The organism is Citricoccus sp. K5, from assembly GCF_902506195.1.
Taxonomy (GTDB): Bacteria; Actinomycetota; Actinomycetes; order Actinomycetales; family Micrococcaceae; genus Citricoccus.
In genome coordinates, this window is record NZ_LR732817.1 from 764,314 (window position 1) to 781,740 (window position 17,427).

The 17,427-nt window shown below is 70.0% G+C and carries 16 protein-coding genes; 14 read left to right on the forward strand and 2 right to left on the reverse strand.

All coding sequences use genetic code 11. The features are described from left to right. Positions 1-3 precede the first annotated feature (3 nt). Together BOSE125_RS03315 and BOSE125_RS03320 are read left to right on the forward strand one after the other, a co-directional pair. Positions 4-726 carry an NTP transferase domain-containing protein gene (locus tag BOSE125_RS03315; RefSeq protein ID WP_236557794.1) on the forward strand — a complete coding sequence of 241 codons (723 nt, stop codon included), beginning with the start codon at positions 4-6 and terminating at the stop codon, positions 724-726. Next, positions 713-1,795: an XdhC family protein gene (locus BOSE125_RS03320; RefSeq protein WP_159549865.1), complete on the forward strand. Its 1,083-nt coding sequence runs from the start codon at positions 713-715 to the stop codon at positions 1,793-1,795. Before BOSE125_RS03315 ends, BOSE125_RS03320 begins: the two co-directional genes overlap by 14 nt. Before the next feature lie 36 nt (positions 1,796-1,831). Here BOSE125_RS03320 and BOSE125_RS03325 read toward each other — a convergent pair whose 3' ends face one another. Then, on the reverse strand, positions 1,832-3,055 hold the full coding sequence (locus BOSE125_RS03325) for a heparan-alpha-glucosaminide N-acetyltransferase domain-containing protein (RefSeq protein ID WP_159549868.1): 1,224 nt from the start codon (positions 3,053-3,055) through the stop codon (positions 1,832-1,834). Between the two features lie 152 nt (positions 3,056-3,207). On the opposite strand from BOSE125_RS03325, the gene dapA reads away from it, so the two are divergent. From dapA to dapF, 12 genes are all read left to right on the forward strand, one after another. Beyond that, a complete protein-coding gene (gene dapA, locus BOSE125_RS03330; protein ID WP_159549871.1) occupies positions 3,208-4,119 on the forward strand; it encodes a 4-hydroxy-tetrahydrodipicolinate synthase in 912 nt (303 codons plus the stop codon). 15 nt (positions 4,120-4,134) lie between these two features. After that, positions 4,135-5,820: a ribonuclease J gene (locus BOSE125_RS03335; RefSeq protein WP_159549874.1), complete on the forward strand. Its 1,686-nt coding sequence runs from the start codon at positions 4,135-4,137 to the stop codon at positions 5,818-5,820. Positions 5,821-5,893: 73 nt separating this feature from the next. After that, positions 5,894-9,100 carry a DNA translocase FtsK gene (locus BOSE125_RS03340; protein WP_159549877.1) on the forward strand — a complete coding sequence of 1,069 codons (3,207 nt, stop codon included), beginning with the start codon at positions 5,894-5,896 and terminating at the stop codon, positions 9,098-9,100. 18 nt (positions 9,101-9,118) lie between these two features. After that, the gene (gene pgsA / locus BOSE125_RS03345) at positions 9,119-9,712 is read left to right on the forward strand and encodes a CDP-diacylglycerol--glycerol-3-phosphate 3-phosphatidyltransferase (RefSeq protein ID WP_159549880.1); all 594 of its coding nucleotides are present in this window, start codon (positions 9,119-9,121) and stop codon (positions 9,710-9,712) included. Between the two features lie 22 nt (positions 9,713-9,734). After that, a complete protein-coding gene (locus BOSE125_RS03350) occupies positions 9,735-10,244 on the forward strand; it encodes a CinA family protein (protein WP_159549883.1) in 510 nt (169 codons plus the stop codon). Positions 10,245-10,463: 219 nt separating this feature from the next. Then, positions 10,464-10,916 carry a helix-turn-helix domain-containing protein gene (locus tag BOSE125_RS03355; RefSeq protein ID WP_159549886.1) on the forward strand — a complete coding sequence of 151 codons (453 nt, stop codon included), beginning with the start codon at positions 10,464-10,466 and terminating at the stop codon, positions 10,914-10,916. Positions 10,917-10,991: 75 nt separating this feature from the next. Next, positions 10,992-11,222 carry a DUF3046 domain-containing protein gene (locus BOSE125_RS03360; protein ID WP_159549889.1) on the forward strand — a complete coding sequence of 77 codons (231 nt, stop codon included), beginning with the start codon at positions 10,992-10,994 and terminating at the stop codon, positions 11,220-11,222. A gap of 232 nt (positions 11,223-11,454) precedes the next feature. Further along, the gene (recA, locus tag BOSE125_RS03365) at positions 11,455-12,516 is read left to right on the forward strand and encodes a recombinase RecA (RefSeq protein WP_159549892.1); all 1,062 of its coding nucleotides are present in this window, start codon (positions 11,455-11,457) and stop codon (positions 12,514-12,516) included. Beyond that, on the forward strand, positions 12,516-13,106 hold the full coding sequence (locus tag BOSE125_RS03370; protein ID WP_159549895.1) for a regulatory protein RecX: 591 nt from the start codon (positions 12,516-12,518) through the stop codon (positions 13,104-13,106). Before recA ends, BOSE125_RS03370 begins: the two co-directional genes overlap by 1 nt. 9 nt (positions 13,107-13,115) lie before the next feature. Beyond that, on the forward strand, positions 13,116-14,645 hold the full coding sequence (miaB, locus tag BOSE125_RS03375; protein ID WP_159549897.1) for a tRNA (N6-isopentenyl adenosine(37)-C2)-methylthiotransferase MiaB: 1,530 nt from the start codon (positions 13,116-13,118) through the stop codon (positions 14,643-14,645). Further along, positions 14,642-15,574: a tRNA (adenosine(37)-N6)-dimethylallyltransferase MiaA gene (gene miaA / locus BOSE125_RS03380; protein ID WP_159549900.1), complete on the forward strand. Its 933-nt coding sequence runs from the start codon at positions 14,642-14,644 to the stop codon at positions 15,572-15,574. Before miaB ends, miaA begins: the two co-directional genes overlap by 4 nt. 9 nt (positions 15,575-15,583) lie before the next feature. Continuing rightward, on the forward strand, positions 15,584-16,540 hold the full coding sequence (gene dapF, locus BOSE125_RS03385; RefSeq protein WP_159549903.1) for a diaminopimelate epimerase: 957 nt from the start codon (positions 15,584-15,586) through the stop codon (positions 16,538-16,540). Between the two features lie 18 nt (positions 16,541-16,558). Here the strand turns inward: dapF and BOSE125_RS03390 are convergent, their stop codons facing one another. Further along, complete coding sequence (locus BOSE125_RS03390) at positions 16,559-17,182, reverse strand: class I SAM-dependent methyltransferase (RefSeq protein ID WP_159549906.1); 624 nt, start codon at positions 17,180-17,182, stop codon at positions 16,559-16,561. Positions 17,183-17,427 lie beyond the last annotated feature (245 nt).

A 17,427-nucleotide genomic window follows, 5' to 3' on the forward strand; every position in this document is an offset into this window, starting at 1 on the left:
CAAGTGCGAGTGCCGGCAGGGCCGTACCGGGGCGGTGCACCGGTGGTGGGTGTGCTGCTGGCCGCCGGTGCGGGCCGCCGCCTGGGCCGGGGGCCCAAGGCCCTGCTGTGCGTGGACGGTACGCCCCAGGTGGTCCGGATGGCGCGTGCCCTGCTGCGAGGCGGCTGTGACGCGGTGGTGGTGGTTCTCGGCGCCTCGGACGAGGAGGTACGGACGGTCCTGGACGGAGCGCTGACGGGGACCCCCGAGGGCCAGCGCGTGCGTACCGTGGTGAACGCGGACTGGGAGTCGGGGATGGGCTCGTCCTTCCGGCTCGGGATCGAGGCCGCAGATCGGCTGCTCGCCTCCTCCGGCCCCTCGTGCGGCTTGATCGCGGTGGCCCTGGTGGACCAGCCCGACGTCGGCGAGGCCGTGGTGCGCCGTCTGCTGGCCGCTGCCACCGCCTCCACCACCGCCCGGGACCTCGGCCCTCGGGTGACGGCCGCCGGGTACTCGGATGCGCAGGGCCGGCTGGTCCGCAGTCACCCCTTGGTCTTCCCCCGGCACTGGGCCCGGGAGGCGGCCGCCCTGGCAGCGGGGGACGCGGCCGGACGGGTCTGGCTGCGTGGCCACCCGGAGGTGGTGGACGTCGTGGACGTGGGGCAGCTGGCCACGGGCCGCGACGTGGACATCCCGCAGGACCTCGACGGGCTCAGCCGGGGAATGGAGGCCGATGTCCGAGCGTGACGACCTGTGGCAGCGGATGGCCCCGGTCCTCGACGGTGACGCCGGCTTCGTGCTGGCCACCGTGGTCTCCACCTCCTCGAGTGCGCCGAGACCGGTGGGGACGCAGATGGCCGTCCTGGACGACGGCACGGTCATCGGCAGCCTGTCCGGGGGATGCATCGAGGCAGACGTCTACGCGCACGCTCAGGAGGTGGCGACCACGGGCCGGGCGCTGGTCCGTGACTACGGCTACAGCGACGGTGCGGCGCTCGACATCGGGCTGACCTGTGGCGGCTCGCTCCGGGTCTTCCTCGAACGCGTCGCCCCGGCGGACCTGGACTTCTTCCGCGCCCTGGCCGAGGCGCTGCGCTCCGGTGAACCGGTCGCCACCGTCACGGCGTTGCCGGGACCGGACGCCGGGTGGCGCGGTCTCGTGACCGCGGCTGACTCCGCAACGAAGCCTGACCGGGGCCTCCACGAGGCCGCCGCCCTGCTGAGGGAGTCTCGCTCCGGCGTCGTGAAAGTCCCAAGCCCCGACGGCGGTCCGCCCTCCGACTACGCGGTCCGCAGCTTCACGGCGCCGGCGCACCTCGTGGTCTTCGGCTCGAACGCGTTCGCCGCGTCCCTGGCCCGGTTGGCCGCGGACGTGGGCTACCGGGTGACCGTCTGCGACGCCCGGGCGGCGTTCGCCACCCGGGAGCGGTTCCCCGAGGCGGATGAGATCGTCGTGCGGTGGCCCCACGAGTACCTGGACGAGCTTCACGTCGATCACCGCACCGTCCTCTGCGCGCTGACACATGACCCGAAGTTCGACGACCCGCTGGTGGCGAGGGCCCTGCGCTCGCCGGCCGCCTTCGTCGGGGCCATGGGATCGCGGCGCACCAGCCGGGAACGTGAGGAGCGACTGCGGGACCTGGGGCTGAGCGAGCAGGAACTGGCGCGGTTGCATGCGCCCTTGGGCCTGGACCTCGGGGCGGGAACCCCACAGGAGACCGCGGTGTCCATGATGGCCGAGATCATCTCGGCCCGCAGGTCCGGGACGAACCTGCCTCTGACCCAGGTGGGCGGCCCCCTGCACCGTGCGCGGTGAATCCAGGGGCGCCAGGGGCGTCAGTGGCGCGGTGCGTCAGGGCCTCGGCCCGGCCAACGTGCCGGAGACGGTCGCGACGAGCCACTCCAGCGGGCCCCTCCAGCCGAATCCGCGCCACAGGGTCCCGGCGACGAGGCAACCCACCCAGTAGGCCAGGAGCAGGCCGAGACGGGGCCAGTCGGCCGTCGCCGTCTCGAAGACGTCCAACGCCACCAGGTGCCCCACGTACAGCGTGAGGGGCAGGGCTCCGGCGCCGATCAGCGGCATCAGGGGCCAGACGAGCACCCCGCGGGCGATCTGGGTCAACAACAGGCAGACCCCGAGCACCAGGGCGGAGGTGCCGCAGGTCAGCAGGAGGTCCAGCGGCGCCCCGGAGTGGGGTGTGGCGAGCGTGAACCACACCGGAAGGTGCTGCACCGACTCCGTGGACAGGCTCGCGCCGGTCAGAAGCTCGGCCCCGAGGGCACGCGTGCCGGCCCCGGTCCCGGTCGCCAGGGCCGAGGCCACCTCGGGCCACTGCTGCAGACCGCGCGAGAGGAGGAAGGCCAGCGCGGCCAGGGCGGCGCCCCCGGCGGCCAGGACGGCCGCCACCCGCATCCGGTCCAGCCGCAGCCGGCCGAGGAACAGGCCGAAGAGCACGTAGCCGAACCACTGCAGCACGGGATAGTAGCCCGTGAACAGCAGGTCCCAGGCCAGCAGCCCGGGCTGGGAGACCAGGTCGATGAGGGTCGGGTTGGACCACAGCCGCCAGCCGTCCACATAGGCCGTGGACCCCACCGCCGACTGCATCGCCGCGGACAGCAGGCTCGCGAGCACGGGGGAGAGCAGCACCCAGCCGATCGCCCAGGCGGCGAGGGCGCGGGCCCCCAGGTGCAGGAAAGGCACCGCGACCAGGAACAGCAGTGCGTACTGGGCCAGGATGACGGCGACGTTCATGTCCAGGGAACCGCAGGCGAGGCCGAGGACGAACAGCAGCAGCGCGCGTACCGCCACCCGGCGGCGGTCCCAGCCCAGGAGGGGGCCGCGGTGGGGTGCGCCGGTCCGGCCCGCGCCGCCACTGAGCAGGGCCAGCCCGACGCCGGCCAGTGTGGCGAACAGGGCCGAGGACTTCCCGGCGAACACCAGCCCGACGACGGTCGGTTCCGTCCCGTCCGCGGACACCAGTCCGAGCAGATGGGTGGCGATCATACCCAGCAGGGCCAGGCCCCGGGCCGCGTCCACACCGGGGATGCGACGCTGCACTGCCGTGGTTGCCGCCATGGGCCGCTCCTTGTTCCCGATCCGTTCCTGGTGCTTACTTGGTTCGATCTCGGTTCGATCTTGGTTCGTCTGTGGTTCGGTCGTCGTGTCAGCCCAGACTCTCGCCCTCCGGCTGCCTGCCGGATGCCATTCTCGCAGGTAGGCTGGAAGCCATGATCGAGACCCCTGCCGCGCGCTCCGCGAACACCTTCGGCACCGTTGTCCCCGCCATGGTCACCCCCTTCACGGCCGACGGCGGCCTGGACCTGGATTCGGCCCAGAAACTGGCGAACCACCTGGTGGACGAGGGTGCCGACGGGCTGGTCATCACCGGCACCACCGGGGAGACCTCGACCCTGCTGGACGAGGAGAACGTGGCCATGTTCGAGGCCGTGGTGGAGGCCGTGGGGGGCCGCGCCAAGGTCATCGCCGGGACCGGCATGAATGACACGGGTCACTCAGTGCACCTGTCCCAGCTGGCCGCCAAGACCGGCGTCGACGGCCTGCTGCTGGTCACGCCGTATTACAACAAGCCCAACCAGGCCGGAATCCGGGCCCACTTCGAGACCATCGCCTCCGCCACCGACCTTCCGGTCATGCTCTATGACATCCCCGGGCGCTCGGTCATGCCGATCAACCCGGACACCATCATCGCGCTGTCCCAGCACCCGAACATCGCCGCCCTCAAAGACGCCAAGGGCGACTTCCAGTCCACCACTCTCGTGGCGGCGAACACGGACCTGGACATCTACTCGGGCGAGGACTCCCTGACCATGCCGCTCATGACCCTGGGCGCCGTGGGCGTGGTCTCCGTGACCGCCCACGTGGCCACGCGGCTGTACCGCCGGATGGTGGACGCCATGCTCGCCGGCGACCTGGCGGCGGCCCAGGCACTGCACTTTGAGCTGGATCCTTACCAGCGGGCGGTGATGACCCACATCCAGGGCGCGGTCTCCGCCAAGACGATCCTGAACTGGCAGGGCATCCTGCCGAACTCCGTGGTCCGCCTCCCGCTCGTGGAGGCCACCGAGGACGAGAAGACCACCATCCGTGCCGACCTCGCGGAGGCCGGACTCACCTTCTAGAAGGGACCGAACCCCATGGCACCAGGCTCCCGCCTGTCCACTCCACCCGCGCTGAAGCCGGGCACCTGCCGCATCGTCCCGCTCGGCGGCCTCGGCGAGGTGGGCCGCAACATGACCGTCTTCGAGCTGGACGGCAAGATCCTCATCGTCGACTGCGGCGTGCTCTTCCCCGAGGAGCACCAGCCCGGCGTGGACCTGATCCTGCCGGACTTCAGCTATATCGAGGATCGCCTCGATGACGTGGTCGGGGTGGTGCTGACCCACGGCCACGAGGACCACATCGGCGCCGTGCCGTACCTGTTGCGGCTGAAGGCGGACATCCCCCTGATCGGCTCCACGCTGACCCTGGCCCTGATCGAGGCCAAGCTCGAGGAGCACCGGATCCGTCCGCTCACCCTCACCGTCACGGAGGGGGACACCGAGCACCTCGGCCCCTTCGAATGTGAGTTCGTGGCCGTCAACCACTCCATCCCGGACGCCCTGGCGGTGGCCATCAAGACGCAGGCCGGCACCATCCTGCACACGGGCGACTTCAAGATGGACCAGTTGCCGCTGGACGGCCGCATCACTGACCTGCGGGCCTTCGCCCGGCTGGGGGAGGACGGCGTGGACCTGTTCCTCACCGACTCCACCAATGCCGAGGTTCCCGGGTTCACCACCACGGAGAAGGAGATCGGCTCCGTCCTGGAGGGCCTGATGGCACGGGCCAGCCAGCGCGTCATCGTGGCCTCGTTCGCCTCCCATGTGCACCGCATCCAGCAGGTCCTGGACGCCGCCCACCAGCACGGCCGCAAGGTCTGCTTCGTGGGACGGTCCATGGTCCGCAACATGGGCATCGCCGCCAAGCTCGGCTACCTCAAGGTGCCAGAGGGCATCCTGGTGGACCTCAAGCAGGTGGACCAACTGCCGGATGACCGGGTGGTGCTGATGTGCACGGGCTCCCAGGGCGAGCCCATGGCCGCGCTGTCCCGGATGGCCAACGGGGACCACCGGATCCAGCTCAATGCCGGCGACCTCGTCATCCTGGCCTCGTCCCTGATCCCGGGCAACGAGACCTCGGTGTTCCGGGTGGTCAACGGCCTGATGAAGCTCGGCGCGGAGGTGGTCCACAAGGGCATGGCCCAGGTCCACGTCTCCGGGCACGCGTCCCAGGGCGAGCTGCTCTACTGCTACAACATCGTCAAGCCCACCCACGTGATGCCCGTCCACGGGGAGACCCGCCACCTGATCGCCAACGGCAAGATCGCCGAGTCGACCGGGGTGCCGAAGGAGAACGTCCTGCTCACCGAGGACGGTTCAGTGGTGGACCTGACGGACGGCGTGGCGCGCGTGTCCGGACAGGTGGAGTGCGGATTCGTCTACGTGGACGGTTCCTCGATCGGCGAGATCACCGACGCCGACCTCAAGGACCGCCAGGTGCTCGGCGAGGAGGGGTTCATCTCGATCATCTCCGTGGTCAACCGCCAGACCGGCACCATCGTCTCCGGCCCGGACATCCACGCCCGCGGCGTGGCGGAGGACGATTCGGTGTTCGACGAGGTCAAGCTCAAGATCGCCCGCGCCCTCGAGGAGGCCGTGCAGTCCAACGCGGACCACACCACACATCAGCTCCAGCAGGTGGTCCGCCGCGTCATCGGCACGTGGGTCAACCGCAAGCTGCGCCGCCGGCCGATGATCGTGCCGGTGGTCCTGGAGGCCTGAGGCGCCGGAACCGTCGCCGGAACCCCTGTGTTGGTCACGGACAGCCTAGGGGGACGCCGGTACCCTACGTAGCATGGCGACCCGTACTTCCCCGACGCGTTCGCAGTCCAGCCGGTCCTCGACCTCCACCGCCCGCAAGGGTGCGGAGCCGAAGTCGGCGAAGTCGTCTGCGCGCCCGTCCGGCTCCACCCAGCGCAACCGCAGCGCGCCCGAACCCGCCCCGCAGCCGGCGGGCAACCTGTTCGTGCGCGCGGCGCGCGGGTTCTGGATGGCCCTGGCCACGCCGATCGGCGCCGGCGTGCGCAAGGTCGGCCGCGACGCCAAGATCGAGCCCGAGGACCGCCGCGACGGCACCGGGTTCTTCCTCGTGGCCCTCGCCTTCGTCATCGGCTCGGTGGAATGGTGGGGCCTGCGCGGCACCCCGGGCTACGGCACCGTGGTCCACAACGTGGCCGCCGGCACTCTCGGCTGGGCCGCCCTGCTCTTCCCGGCCGTGCTGCTCATCATCGCGGTCCGGTACTTCCGCACGCCCCAGGAGCACCGGGACAACGGCCGCATCTCGATCGGCCTGCTGGTCATGCTGGTCGGCGCCGCCGGGATCGCCCACCTCGTGGCGGGCCTGCCCGCCGTGGCCGATTCCTTCGAGAACCTCCTGGCCGGAGGAGGCCTGGTCGGCTACCTCGCCACCACCCCGCTGGCCTCCCTGCTGACGCCATGGCCCGTGTGGGCCCTGATGGTCGTCCTGGTCCTCTTCGGGCTGCTGATCGTCACCGCCACCCCGGTGGGTCAGATCCCGCAGCGCACCCGGGATGCCTATGCCTGGCTCACCGGCCAGCCCGACGGCGGCGCGGCCACCGAGCGCCCAGACCGCACCGCCCGCGGTGCCCGCGAGAGCCGGGCCTACCGGGACGGAGAGGACGCGCATGACCAGTCCTACCTGACGCAGCACGAACGGAACCAGGCCGGCAAGCGGGACAAGCAGAACAAGCAGGGCAAGAAGCGCAAGGGCACCCGGCTCTTCGGGCGTGACGACGAACAGCCGACCGCGGTCCTGGACCAGAACGGTGATCCGGTCACCACCACGGAGGCCTACGAGACCGCCGTGATCGGAGATGCCGATGCTGACGGGCACCCGGGCGAGCACTCTGACGCTGACTCCGCGGCGACGCCCGCCGAGGCCGAGTCCTCAGGACCGGCCGTGCCGCCCGGTGTCCGGCGGCCGACCGCCGGGGAACTGGCCATCGCCCGGGTCAGGGAAGCGGCCGGCGTCGGGCCCGATGCCCCCGCCGGACCGGCCACCGAACCGATCGGCACCGTGCCTCCGGCGATGCCGGCGGAAGCACCGGCAGCGGCTGTGAAGGCGACCCCGGTGGCCCGGCCGGCTGAACTGCCGCCCATGCCGGCACGCTCCGAGCAGCTGCACCTGGGCGGGGACATCACCTACACCCTGCCGGACTCGGCCCTGCTTCCGGCCGGGCCGCCGCACAAGGACCGTACCGAGGCCAATGACGCCGTGGTGGCCGCCCTCACCTCCACGCTGGACCAGTTCAAGGTCGATGCCGAGGTCACCGGATTCTCCCGCGGCCCCACGGTCACCCGCTACGAGATCGAGCTCGCGCCGGGCACCAAGGTGGAGAAGGTCACGGCGCTGTCGAAGAACATCTCCTACGCCGTGGCGTCGTCAGACGTGCGCATCCTCTCGCCGATCCCGGGCAAGTCCGCGATCGGCATCGAGATCCCGAACGCGGACAAGGAGGTCGTCGCCCTGGGTGACGTGCTCCGTTCCAATGCCGCGCGCAAGACCGACCACCCGATGGTGATGGGCGTGGGCAAGGACGTCGAGGGTGGCTTCGTCATGGCCAACCTCGCCAAGATGCCGCACATGCTCGTGGCCGGTGCCACCGGTGCCGGCAAATCCTCCTTCGTGAACTCGATGATCACCTCGATCCTCATGCGTTCCACCCCGGACGAGGTCCGCATGGTCATGGTGGACCCCAAGCGCGTGGAGCTCACCGCGTACGAGGGCGTCCCGCACCTGGTCACCCCGATCATCACGAGCCCGAAGAAGGCCGCGGAGGCCCTGCAGTGGGTCGTGCGGGAGATGGACACGCGCTATGACGACCTGGCGGCCTTCGGCTACAAGCACGTGGACGACTTCAACAAGGCGATCCGGGCCGGCAAGGTCAACCTCCCGCCGGACTCCAAACGCGTGCTCAAGCCCTACCCGTACCTGCTGGTGATCGTGGATGAGCTCGCGGACCTGATGATGGTCGCCCCGCGGGACGTCGAGGATGCGATCGTCCGCATCACGCAGCTCGCCCGTGCCGCCGGCATCCACCTGGTGCTGGCCACCCAGCGGCCCTCGGTGGACGTGGTCACCGGTCTCATCAAGGCCAACGTGCCCTCCCGTATGGCCTTCGCCACCTCATCCGTCACGGACTCCCGCGTGGTCCTGGACCAGCCCGGAGCCGAGAAGCTGCTCGGCCAGGGCGACGCCCTGTTCCTGCCGATGGGCAAGTCCAAGCCGATGCGCGTCCAGGGGGCCTGGGTCAACGAGTCCGAGATCCACGCGGTCGTGGAGCACGTCAAGACCCAGATGACCGCGCAGTACCGCCAGGACGTGGTCCCGGAGAAGGTCGAGAAGGTCATCGACGAGGACATCGGCGATGACATGGACCTGCTGCTGCAGGCCACCGAGCTGGTGGTCACCACGCAGTTCGGCTCCACCTCCATGCTGCAGCGCAAGCTGCGCGTCGGCTTCGCGAAGGCCGGCCGGCTCATGGACCTGATGGAGTCCCGCGGGGTCGTCGGCCCCTCGGAGGGCTCCAAGGCCCGCGACGTGCTGGTCAAGCCCGATGACCTGGCCGGCCTGCTGGCCACCATCCGCGGCGACGGGCCGCCGGCCGCGGCCCCGAGCGAGGACGCGCCGGAGGCCTATGCCGAGGACGTGGTGCACGCGGACCAGCCCGACGGCACTGGTGCCTCGGAGGGCCTCACCCGTGAGGACGACGCCGGCGGTCCCGGTGGCTCCGGCGGTCCCGGTCAGGCGGGCGCGGCGTACCCGGAGATGCCCCAGCGCTCCGGCCAGGCCCCCTCGGACCAGGAACTGGTGCGCGGCTCCCTGCCGGCGGAGTCAACGGAGTACCAGGCTCCCGACTACGGACGTGACCTGGTGGCAGACGATCTCGCCTCCCGTCCCGCGGCGGACGACTGGTACGACGAGGACGGTGGCGAGGACGGCGAGGGTTCCGAGGACGCGTGGCACCTCACCGGCCGGTGAGATCCGTAGACTGCACGCATGAGTGAGAACTGGAACCTGCCCAACCTCCTGACGGCCGTCAGGATCGTCATGGTCCCGTTCTTCATCTGGATGCTCGTGGCCGGAGGCCCTTCGGGCGAGGACTCGATGGTCCTGCGCTGGGTGGCCTTCGCGCTGTTCGCGGTGGCCATCTACACCGACAAGCTGGATGGCGACATCGCCCGGTCCCGGGGACTGGTCACCAGCTTCGGCAAGATCGCCGATCCCATCGCGGACAAGCTCCTGACCGGTTCCGCCTTCATCGTCCTCTCCCTGCTGGGCGAACTCTGGTGGTGGGTGACGGTGTTGATCCTCGTCCGCGAGTGGGGCATCACGGTGATGCGCCTGATGGTGCTCAAGTACGGCGTCATGCCGGCCTCCAGGGGCGGCAAGCTCAAGACCGTGCTCCAAGCCGCGGCCCTGCTGTGGCTGCTGGCCCCCCTGGGCGCGGTGCTGGGGGATTGGTGGCTGTGGGCCGGTTGGACCCTGATGGCCGCAGCCCTCGTGGTCACCCTCGTCACCGGAGTCGACTACGTCGTCAAGGGCCTGAGACTCCGCCGGGACTCCCTCGCCGGCCAGCCCAGCCGTGATTGACCGGGCGGAACCGGAAGAGCCGATGGAACCTGCCGAGCTGGTCGATGCGGAGAGACTGCCGGCCGCCGTCGTGCAGCTGTTGATCCGCCGGGGCCTGACGGTCGCCACCGCGGAGTCACTGACCGCCGGACTGCTGGCCGCCACCCTGGCCGAGGTGCCAGGGGCCTCCGGGACGCTGCAGGGCGGCGTGGTGGCCTATCAGAACCACGTCAAGGAGCGGCTGCTCGGCGTGGACCCGGGCCTGCTGGTCCGCGCCGGTGCCGTGGACGCCGTGGTGGCCCGGCAGATGGCCGAGGGTGCCCGCCGCGTGACGGGGGCCGACGTCGGGATCTCCACGACCGGCGTGGCCGGACCGGACGCGCACCAGGGCAAGCCGGTGGGCACGGTCTACGTGGGGTTGGCCGGAATGCCCGGTCATGCGGAGCCGGAGGCCGTGCTGCTCCACCTCGAGGGCGGCCGGGAGGCGATCCGGTGGAACACCGTCCGCCGGGGACTGCAGTTGATGCAGGCGCGTCTGACCGGGTGGACATGACATTTGCGTCACGGAAGGCAGGCGATGCGTCGGGACGCTTGCCTCCGGGTCCGGGGTTGTCGGTAGGCTGGGACCACGCCGCGCACTCAGCTGGGAATCGGCTGAGAATCCAGATGATGGGCGGCCGGGGCGGGAACAAAAACCGGCCTGGTCGCCGTTGTACCCACCAGTTGGCCTGATCGGCCACTCCCAGTACCCACTCAGGAGAAGACAGTAGACATGATGAAGCATCCGGTAACCGTCAACGGCATCACCCGTTGGCTGGAGACCGGGGAAAACGTCCCAACCGACTCCCTCGAGACCAAGGAGCACGCCGTGCCAGTCCTTCGCCAGGAAATCGGAGACGTCCTGCGTGACGTCCGCCAGCGCCAGCGCCGCACGCTCCGCGAGGTCTCCCACCATGCGCGGGTCTCCCTCGGCTACCTGTCCGAGGTCGAGCGCGGACAGAAGGAAGCCTCCTCGGAGCTGCTGTCCTCCATCTGCGGCGCCCTGAACGTCCCCATGTCCCTGATGCTGCGCGAGGTCTCGGACCGGATCGCCCTCCAAGAGGGAGTGCACATCCCGGACACCGTCCCCGTGGACCTCGAGAGCGGCTTCGCCCCCGAGGAGTTCGGCGCCCGTATCCCGGACGAGGTCCCGGACGACTTCGGCCAGCTCGCCGGCAGCCACTGACCAAGACCGCAGCGCAGGACCGCAGACCCTCGGGGCTGCGGTCCTGTTGCCGTGAGGGGACGGAAGGGCCCAGAGATGAAGCACAGTGAGTTCCGCCGGTTGATGGACGACGAGTTCGGCCCCGGCAACGCCGGCGTGATCGCCGCGACCCTCGTGCTGCCGTCCCTCCTGGAGACCGCAGACCGGGCCCTCGACGCCGGCGTGGACCCGCGGCGCGTGTGGCTCGACGTCTGCGACCTCCAGGGCGTCCCCGAGGGGCGACGCCTCGGCCGTGACCTCCCGGTGCGGGACCGCGCCCAGGACTGAGTCCGGCGCTGATCCCGGACAACTCCGAGGACACGCCGGGCCCGAGCTCTTCGAAAACATCTTCGAACGGCGGTAGGCTCCTCCACAGGACATGAACCGGGTATGACCCGGGCATGTCATCCACAGCACCAGCGGCGTTCCGCTAACCCGTCCGGGCGATCCAGTAGGTTCGTCATCAGTACAGGGGAACGGCTCGAAGGCCGCCCGCCACCAGCACACGTAGGGGTGAATCATGGCGTCAGCCACTGACCGCGAGAAGGCTCTGGAAGCCGCACTGGCCCAGATCGACAAGCAGTACGGCAAGGGCTCGGTGATGCGCCTCGGGGACGAGGTCCGCGTCCCGATGGAGGTCATCCCCACCGGCTCCGTGGGCCTGGACGTCGCCCTGGGTATCGGCGGTTTGCCCCGGGGCCGTGTCGTGGAGATCTACGGACCGGAATCCTCCGGCAAGACCACCGTCGCACTGCACGCCGTGGCCAACGCCCAGCGCAACGGCGGCATCGCCGCGTTCATCGACGCTGAGCACGCGCTGGACCCGGAATACGCCAAGAAGCTCGGCGTGGACACGGATGCCCTGTTGGTCTCGCAGCCGGACACGGGTGAGCAGGCCCTCGAGATCATGGACATGCTGATCGGCTCCGGTTCGCTGGACATCATCGTCATCGACTCCGTGGCGGCCCTGGTGCCCCGCGCCGAGATCGAGGGCGAGATGGGTGACAGCCACGTGGGTCTGCAGGCGCGCCTGATGTCCCAGGCCCTGCGCAAGATCACCGGTCGCCTGGCCCAGAGCAAGACCACTGCCATCTTCATCAACCAGCTGCGCGAGAAGATCGGCGTGTTCTTCGGCAGCCCCGAGACCACCACCGGTGGCAAGGCCCTGAAGTTCTATGCCTCCGTCCGGATCGACGTGCGCCGCATCGAGACCCTCAAGGAGGGCGGCAACCCCGTCGGCAACCGCACCCGCGCCAAGATCGTCAAGAACAAGATGGCCCCGCCCTTCAAGCAGGCCGAGTTCGACATCATCTACGGTGAGGGGATCTCCCGCCAGGGCTCCCTGATCGACATGGGCGTGGACGAGGGCATCGTCAAGAAGTCCGGCGCCTGGTACACCTACGACGGTGACCAGTTGGGCCAGGGCAAGGAGAACTCCCGCCGCTTCCTCAAGGACAACCCCGACCTCGCCGACGAGATCGAGACCCGCATCCTGGAGAAGCTCGGCATCGGCGTGGCGGCCGAGGACGAGACCGCGGGTGAGCCGCAGCTGCGCGCCGTCTCGGGTCAGTCCCCGGCCTGATGACACGTCGCCACCTCCGCGCGGTACCGGACGTCCCCGAGCACCTCGCGGACGATCCGGAGCCGGCTGCCGCGGAGGTGGCGCGGACCATCGTGCTGCGCCAGCTCACCGCCTCGCCCAAGTCGCGGAAGCAGTTGGAGGAGAAGCTCGCCGAGCGGGATGTCCCGGAGGACGTGGCCGCCGCCGTGCTGGACCGCCTCGAGGACGTCCGGCTCGTGGACGACACCGCCTATGCGGAGAACTTCGTCCGGACCCGTCAACGCTCCAAAGGCCTCGCCCGCGGCGCCCTGCGCCGGGAGCTCCAGCAGAAGGGCGTCTCCGGGGAAGCCGCCGAACAGGCCCTCGAGACGATCAGCGAGGATGCCGAACGGGAGGCCGCCGTTGAACTGATCCAGCGCAAGATCCGCGGGCGCCAGCTCCCGTCCGGGGACTCGGCCGAGGACCGGGCCGAGCGGGACAAGACGGTCCGACGCCTGGCCGGCATGCTCGCCCGCAAGGGATACCCGCCCGGCATGGCCCTGGGGATCGTCAAGGACGTCCTCGGTGGCCTCCAGGACGAGGCGGATGCTTTTGCCCTGGACGACGACTAGAATGTTGCGGTGACTTCCGCCCCCCACCGTCTCGATGAGCGCACGTACCAGGTCCGCACCTTCGGCTGCCAGATGAACGTGCACGATTCCGAGCGCATCTCCGGCCTGCTGGAGGACGCCGGGTACGCGCCGGCCGAGGGGACCGCCGATCCCGACCTCGTCGTGTTCAACACCTGTGCCGTCCGGGAGAACGCGGACAACAAGCTCTACGGGAACCTCGGCAACCTGCGCGCCGTCAAGGACAGCCACCCCGGCATGCAGATCGCGGTCGGCGGCTGCCTGGCCCAGAAGGACCAGAAGACCATCATCGACAAGGCCCCGTGGGTCGATGTCGTGTTCGGCACCCACAACATCGGCTCGCTGCCGACCCTGTTGGAGCGGTCCCGCCACAACCACCAGGCCGAGCTCGAGATCCTGGAATCGCTGGAGACCTTCCCCTCCACCCTGCCGACCAAGCGGGACTCCACCTACTCCGGGTGGGTCTCCATCTCGGTGGGCTGCAACAACACCTGCACCTTCTGCATCGTCCCGGCCCTGCGCGGCAAGGAGAAGGACCGCCGTCCCGGCGAGATCCTCGCCGAGGTCCAGGCCCTCGTGGACGCCGGCGCCGTGGAGGTCACCCTGCTCGGCCAGAACGTGAACACCTACGGTGTCGAGTTCGGTGACCGCGGTGCCTTCGCGAAGCTGTTGCGCGCCTGCGGCTCGATCGAGGGACTGGAGCGGGTCCGCTTCACCAGCCCCCATCCGGCCTCCTTCACCGATGACGTCATCGATGCCATGGCCGAGACCCCCAACGTCATGCCGCAGCTGCACATGCCGTTGCAGTCCGGCTCGGACCGGATCCTCAAGGAGATGCGCCGTTCCTACCGTTCCCGGAAGTTCCTGGGCATCCTGGACAAGGTCCGGGAACGGATCCCGCACGCCGCCGTGACCACGGACATCATCGTCGGTTTCCCCGGGGAGACCGAGCAGGACTTCCAGGACACCCTGGACGTGGTGGAGGCGTCCCGCTTCTCCTCGGCCTTCACCTTCCAGTACTCCATCCGCCCGGGGACCCCCGCCGGTGAGATGGAGAACCAGATTCCCAAGGCGGTCGTCCAGGAACGCTTCGAGCGCCTGACCGCCCTGCAGGACCGCATCAGCGCCGAGGAGACGGCGAAGCTCGTGGGCACCCGCCAGGAGCTGCTGGTGACGAACCACTCCGGTTCCAAGGACGCCGCCACCGGCCGGTTGGCCGGCCGCGCCCCGGACAACCGGCTCGTGCACTTCAGCGTCCCGGAGGGCGCCGAGGTCCCGCGGCCCGGTGACGTCGTCACGGTGACGGTGACGGCATCGCACCCCTACTTCCTGATCGCGGATCCCACAGCGGAAGACCCGGAGGGCTACGTCCTGCGCCGGTCCCGCGCCGGTGATGCCTGGGACCTGGCCCAGGCCGCCTCCTGCGGTGTGCCTTCGCCCGGGGCGGGGGCAGCTCGTGCCGAGGGTACTGCCGGCTCGGCCGGCGTGAGCCTGGGCATGCCCACCCTGCGCCCCGCATGACCGACGCCGGCCGCGCACCGATCGTGGCCGTCGTCGGGCCCACGGGCACCGGGAAGTCCGAGCTGGCCCTGGACCTGGCCGAGCGGCTGGGCGGGGAGATCGTCAACAGCGACGCCCTGCAGTTCTACCGCGGCATGGACATCGGGACGGCCAAGCTCCCGGTCTCCGAGCGGCGGGGGTTACCCCACCACCTGCTGGACGTGCTCGACGTGGCCGAGGAGGCCTCGGTGGCCCGTTTTCAGTCCGAGGCGAGGGCGGTGATCGGCGACGTCCGGGCTCGTGGCCTCGTGCCGGTCCTCGTCGGCGGCTCCGGGCTGTACGTGCGGGCCGCACTGGACGACCTCGAATTCCCCCCGACAGACCCGGATGTCCGGGCACGGATCGAGTCCGAAGGTCATGAGATCGGTCTGGAGGGCCTGCGGAAGCGGTTGCAGGCCGTGGATCCGGACAGCGCGGCACGCCTGGGGGATGCCCGGCGGATGGTGCGTGCCCTCGAGGTCTTCGAGCTCACCGGACGCACGTTCACCTCGTACATGCCCCAGCGGACCTACCTGCGGCCGACGGTGCAGGTGGGGTTGGACCTGGACCGGCCCCGATTGCATGAGCGGCTGCACGCCCGGGTGGTCGCCATGGCCGAGGGTGGCCTGCTGGATGAGGTCAGGGCCCTGGACGCCCTCGGGCTGCGGCAGGGCAGGACGGCCTCGCGGGCGATCGGCTACGCGCAGTTCCTCGCCGTCCTGGACGGTCAGGCGGACACGTCCTGGGCCATCGAGGACACCGCCACGGCGACCCGCCGCTTCGCCCGCCGCCAGATCACCTGGTTTCGGGCGGACCCGCGCGTCACGTGGTTCGATCCCACGCGCCCCGGCCTGCTCGAGGACGTGCTGGGACACCTGGCCCGGTCAACAAGGCCGCAGGCCGCCACCTAGACTGAGGTCATGACCCTGCCGATCGCCCAGGACCCCGACCGCCTGCGGACCGCCCTCGACCAACTGGCCGGGCTGGCCTTCACGAAAGGGCACGGCACCGGCAACGACTTCATCCTCGTGCCGGACCTGAGCGGGGAGACCGAACTCGCCCCAAACCACGTGGAGGCCCTCTGCGACCGCCACTTCGGGGTCGGCGCCGACGGGTTGATCCGAGTCGTCGAGTCCACGCACCTCATCGAGGGGCGGGATCTGCTGGAGGGCCATCCCGAGGCCACCTGGTTCATGGACTACCGCAATGCCGACGGCTCCGTCTCCGAGATGTGCGGCAACGGGGTGCGCGTCTTCGTGCACTATCTCGCCACCCGGGGCCTGGTGGACCTGGAGGTCGGACAGCAGGTGCGGATCGGCACCCGTGCGGGCGTCCGCACCGTCACCCGGATCGGCGAGGAACAGTACTCGACCGACATGGGCCCGTGGAGCTACATCGACCCGGAACTGGCCGAGGAACGGGCCTCGGACTCCCTGGTGCTCGCCGCCGGGCTGGCCGATCCCCGCCCGGCCCTGAGCATCTCGATGGGCAACCCGCACACCGTCGTCGCACTGGCCGAGGACGCGGATCTGGCGGATCTGGACCTGGCCAAGCAGCCCAACGTGGAACCGGTCCCGCCGAACGGTACCAATGTGGAGTTCGTGGTGGCCGCCGACCCGCTCTTCCTGAACGGCGTCGGCCGACTGGACCTGCGTGTCCACGAGCGGGGAGTGGGGGAGACCCTCTCCTGCGGCACGGGAGCCTGTGCCGCCGCCACCGCCGTCCGCATCTGGGCCGGAGACCGTGACGCCCTGACCTGGGAGGTCGGCGTCCCGGGCGGCACGGTGGGCGTCGAGTTCCTACCGCAGGCTGACGGCACCGAACGCGTCATCCTGTCCGGGCCCGCCACACTCGTCTCGGACGGAACGGTGGCCTGACAAGGACACGACCGAAGGCTATCGGATTCGGTCCACCTGCAGGATCCGGAAGCCCTTCTCGCTGCCGAAGCGTGACGCCGTGAATTGCTCCGGTAACCGTTCGTCGAGGGCCGCGGCCATCCACGGCAACAGGGAATCGGCCCCGAGGTTCTTCTGCACCACCAACAGGGCCCGCCCTCCGGGGGCCAGTCGGGGCAGCCACTGCAACAGGATCGAGTGCAGTGCCTCCTTGCCCACCCGTATCGGCGGATTGGACCAGATCAGGTCGAAGGTCCGCTCGGCCGGGACCTCGTCCGGCCGGTAGACGGAGACGTTGTCCAGGCCGAGGGCGGCGGCATTGTTCCGGCACAACTGCGCGGCACGGTCATTGACCTCCACCCCCGTGATCTGGGCGTCGGGGCTGGACAGCGCCAGCGTGAGGGTGAGCGGCCCCCATCCGGTGCCGATGTCCAGGAAGGAGCCCGACGACGGAGGGTCCGGTACCGTCCGCAGCATCGCCGCGGTGCCCTTGTCCAAGCCGTCGGGGGAGAAGATGCCGCCCGCCGTCTCGACGGTGACGTCCCGGCCGGCCAAGGTGACGTTGAGCCGTCGTCGTTGTTCCGGGCCGACCGGCTCGGCGGAGAAGTAGTGTGCGGAATCCATCACGGCCGATGCTACCTCTGCTTGACAACGTCCCTATACTGGATGGCATGTGGATTTACCTGCGTTGAGTCGGACGTGCCCCTGCGGCACCGACGCTCCGGACCCCGATCTCCCCGCTGTGCAGCGGGTCGAGACACCGTCCGTGATGGCACCCACTTTCCCCTGAGCCTGCGTGACCCGACTGTCCGGGTCCTGGTCTGCCGCGATTCCTCGCGCCGACCCCACGCCGGCCCGACCCGTGAAGG

Bases quoted from the DNA above. Each gene is read 5' to 3' on its own strand.
- BOSE125_RS03320 (WP_159549865.1), top strand. From the start codon at position 713: ATGTCCGAGCGTGACGACCTGTGGCAGCGGATGGCCCCGGTCCTCGAC.
- BOSE125_RS03325 (WP_159549868.1), bottom strand. From the start codon at position 3,055: ATGGCGGCAACCACGGCAGTGCAGCGTCGCATCCCCGGTGTGGACGCG.
- dapA (WP_159549871.1), top strand. From the start codon at position 3,208: ATGATCGAGACCCCTGCCGCGCGCTCCGCGAACACCTTCGGCACCGTT.
- BOSE125_RS03335 (WP_159549874.1), top strand. From the start codon at position 4,135: ATGGCACCAGGCTCCCGCCTGTCCACTCCACCCGCGCTGAAGCCGGGC.
- BOSE125_RS03340 (WP_159549877.1), top strand. From the start codon at position 5,894: ATGGCGACCCGTACTTCCCCGACGCGTTCGCAGTCCAGCCGGTCCTCG.
- pgsA (WP_159549880.1), top strand. From the start codon at position 9,119: ATGAGTGAGAACTGGAACCTGCCCAACCTCCTGACGGCCGTCAGGATC.
- BOSE125_RS03350 (WP_159549883.1), top strand. From the start codon at position 9,735: ATGGAACCTGCCGAGCTGGTCGATGCGGAGAGACTGCCGGCCGCCGTC.
- BOSE125_RS03355 (WP_159549886.1), top strand. From the start codon at position 10,464: ATGATGAAGCATCCGGTAACCGTCAACGGCATCACCCGTTGGCTGGAG.
- BOSE125_RS03360 (WP_159549889.1), top strand. From the start codon at position 10,992: ATGAAGCACAGTGAGTTCCGCCGGTTGATGGACGACGAGTTCGGCCCC.
- recA (WP_159549892.1), top strand. From the start codon at position 11,455: ATGGCGTCAGCCACTGACCGCGAGAAGGCTCTGGAAGCCGCACTGGCC.
- BOSE125_RS03370 (WP_159549895.1), top strand. From the start codon at position 12,516: ATGACACGTCGCCACCTCCGCGCGGTACCGGACGTCCCCGAGCACCTC.
- miaA (WP_159549900.1), top strand. From the start codon at position 14,642: ATGACCGACGCCGGCCGCGCACCGATCGTGGCCGTCGTCGGGCCCACG.
- dapF (WP_159549903.1), top strand. From the start codon at position 15,584: ATGACCCTGCCGATCGCCCAGGACCCCGACCGCCTGCGGACCGCCCTC.
- BOSE125_RS03390 (WP_159549906.1), bottom strand. From the start codon at position 17,182: ATGGATTCCGCACACTACTTCTCCGCCGAGCCGGTCGGCCCGGAACAA.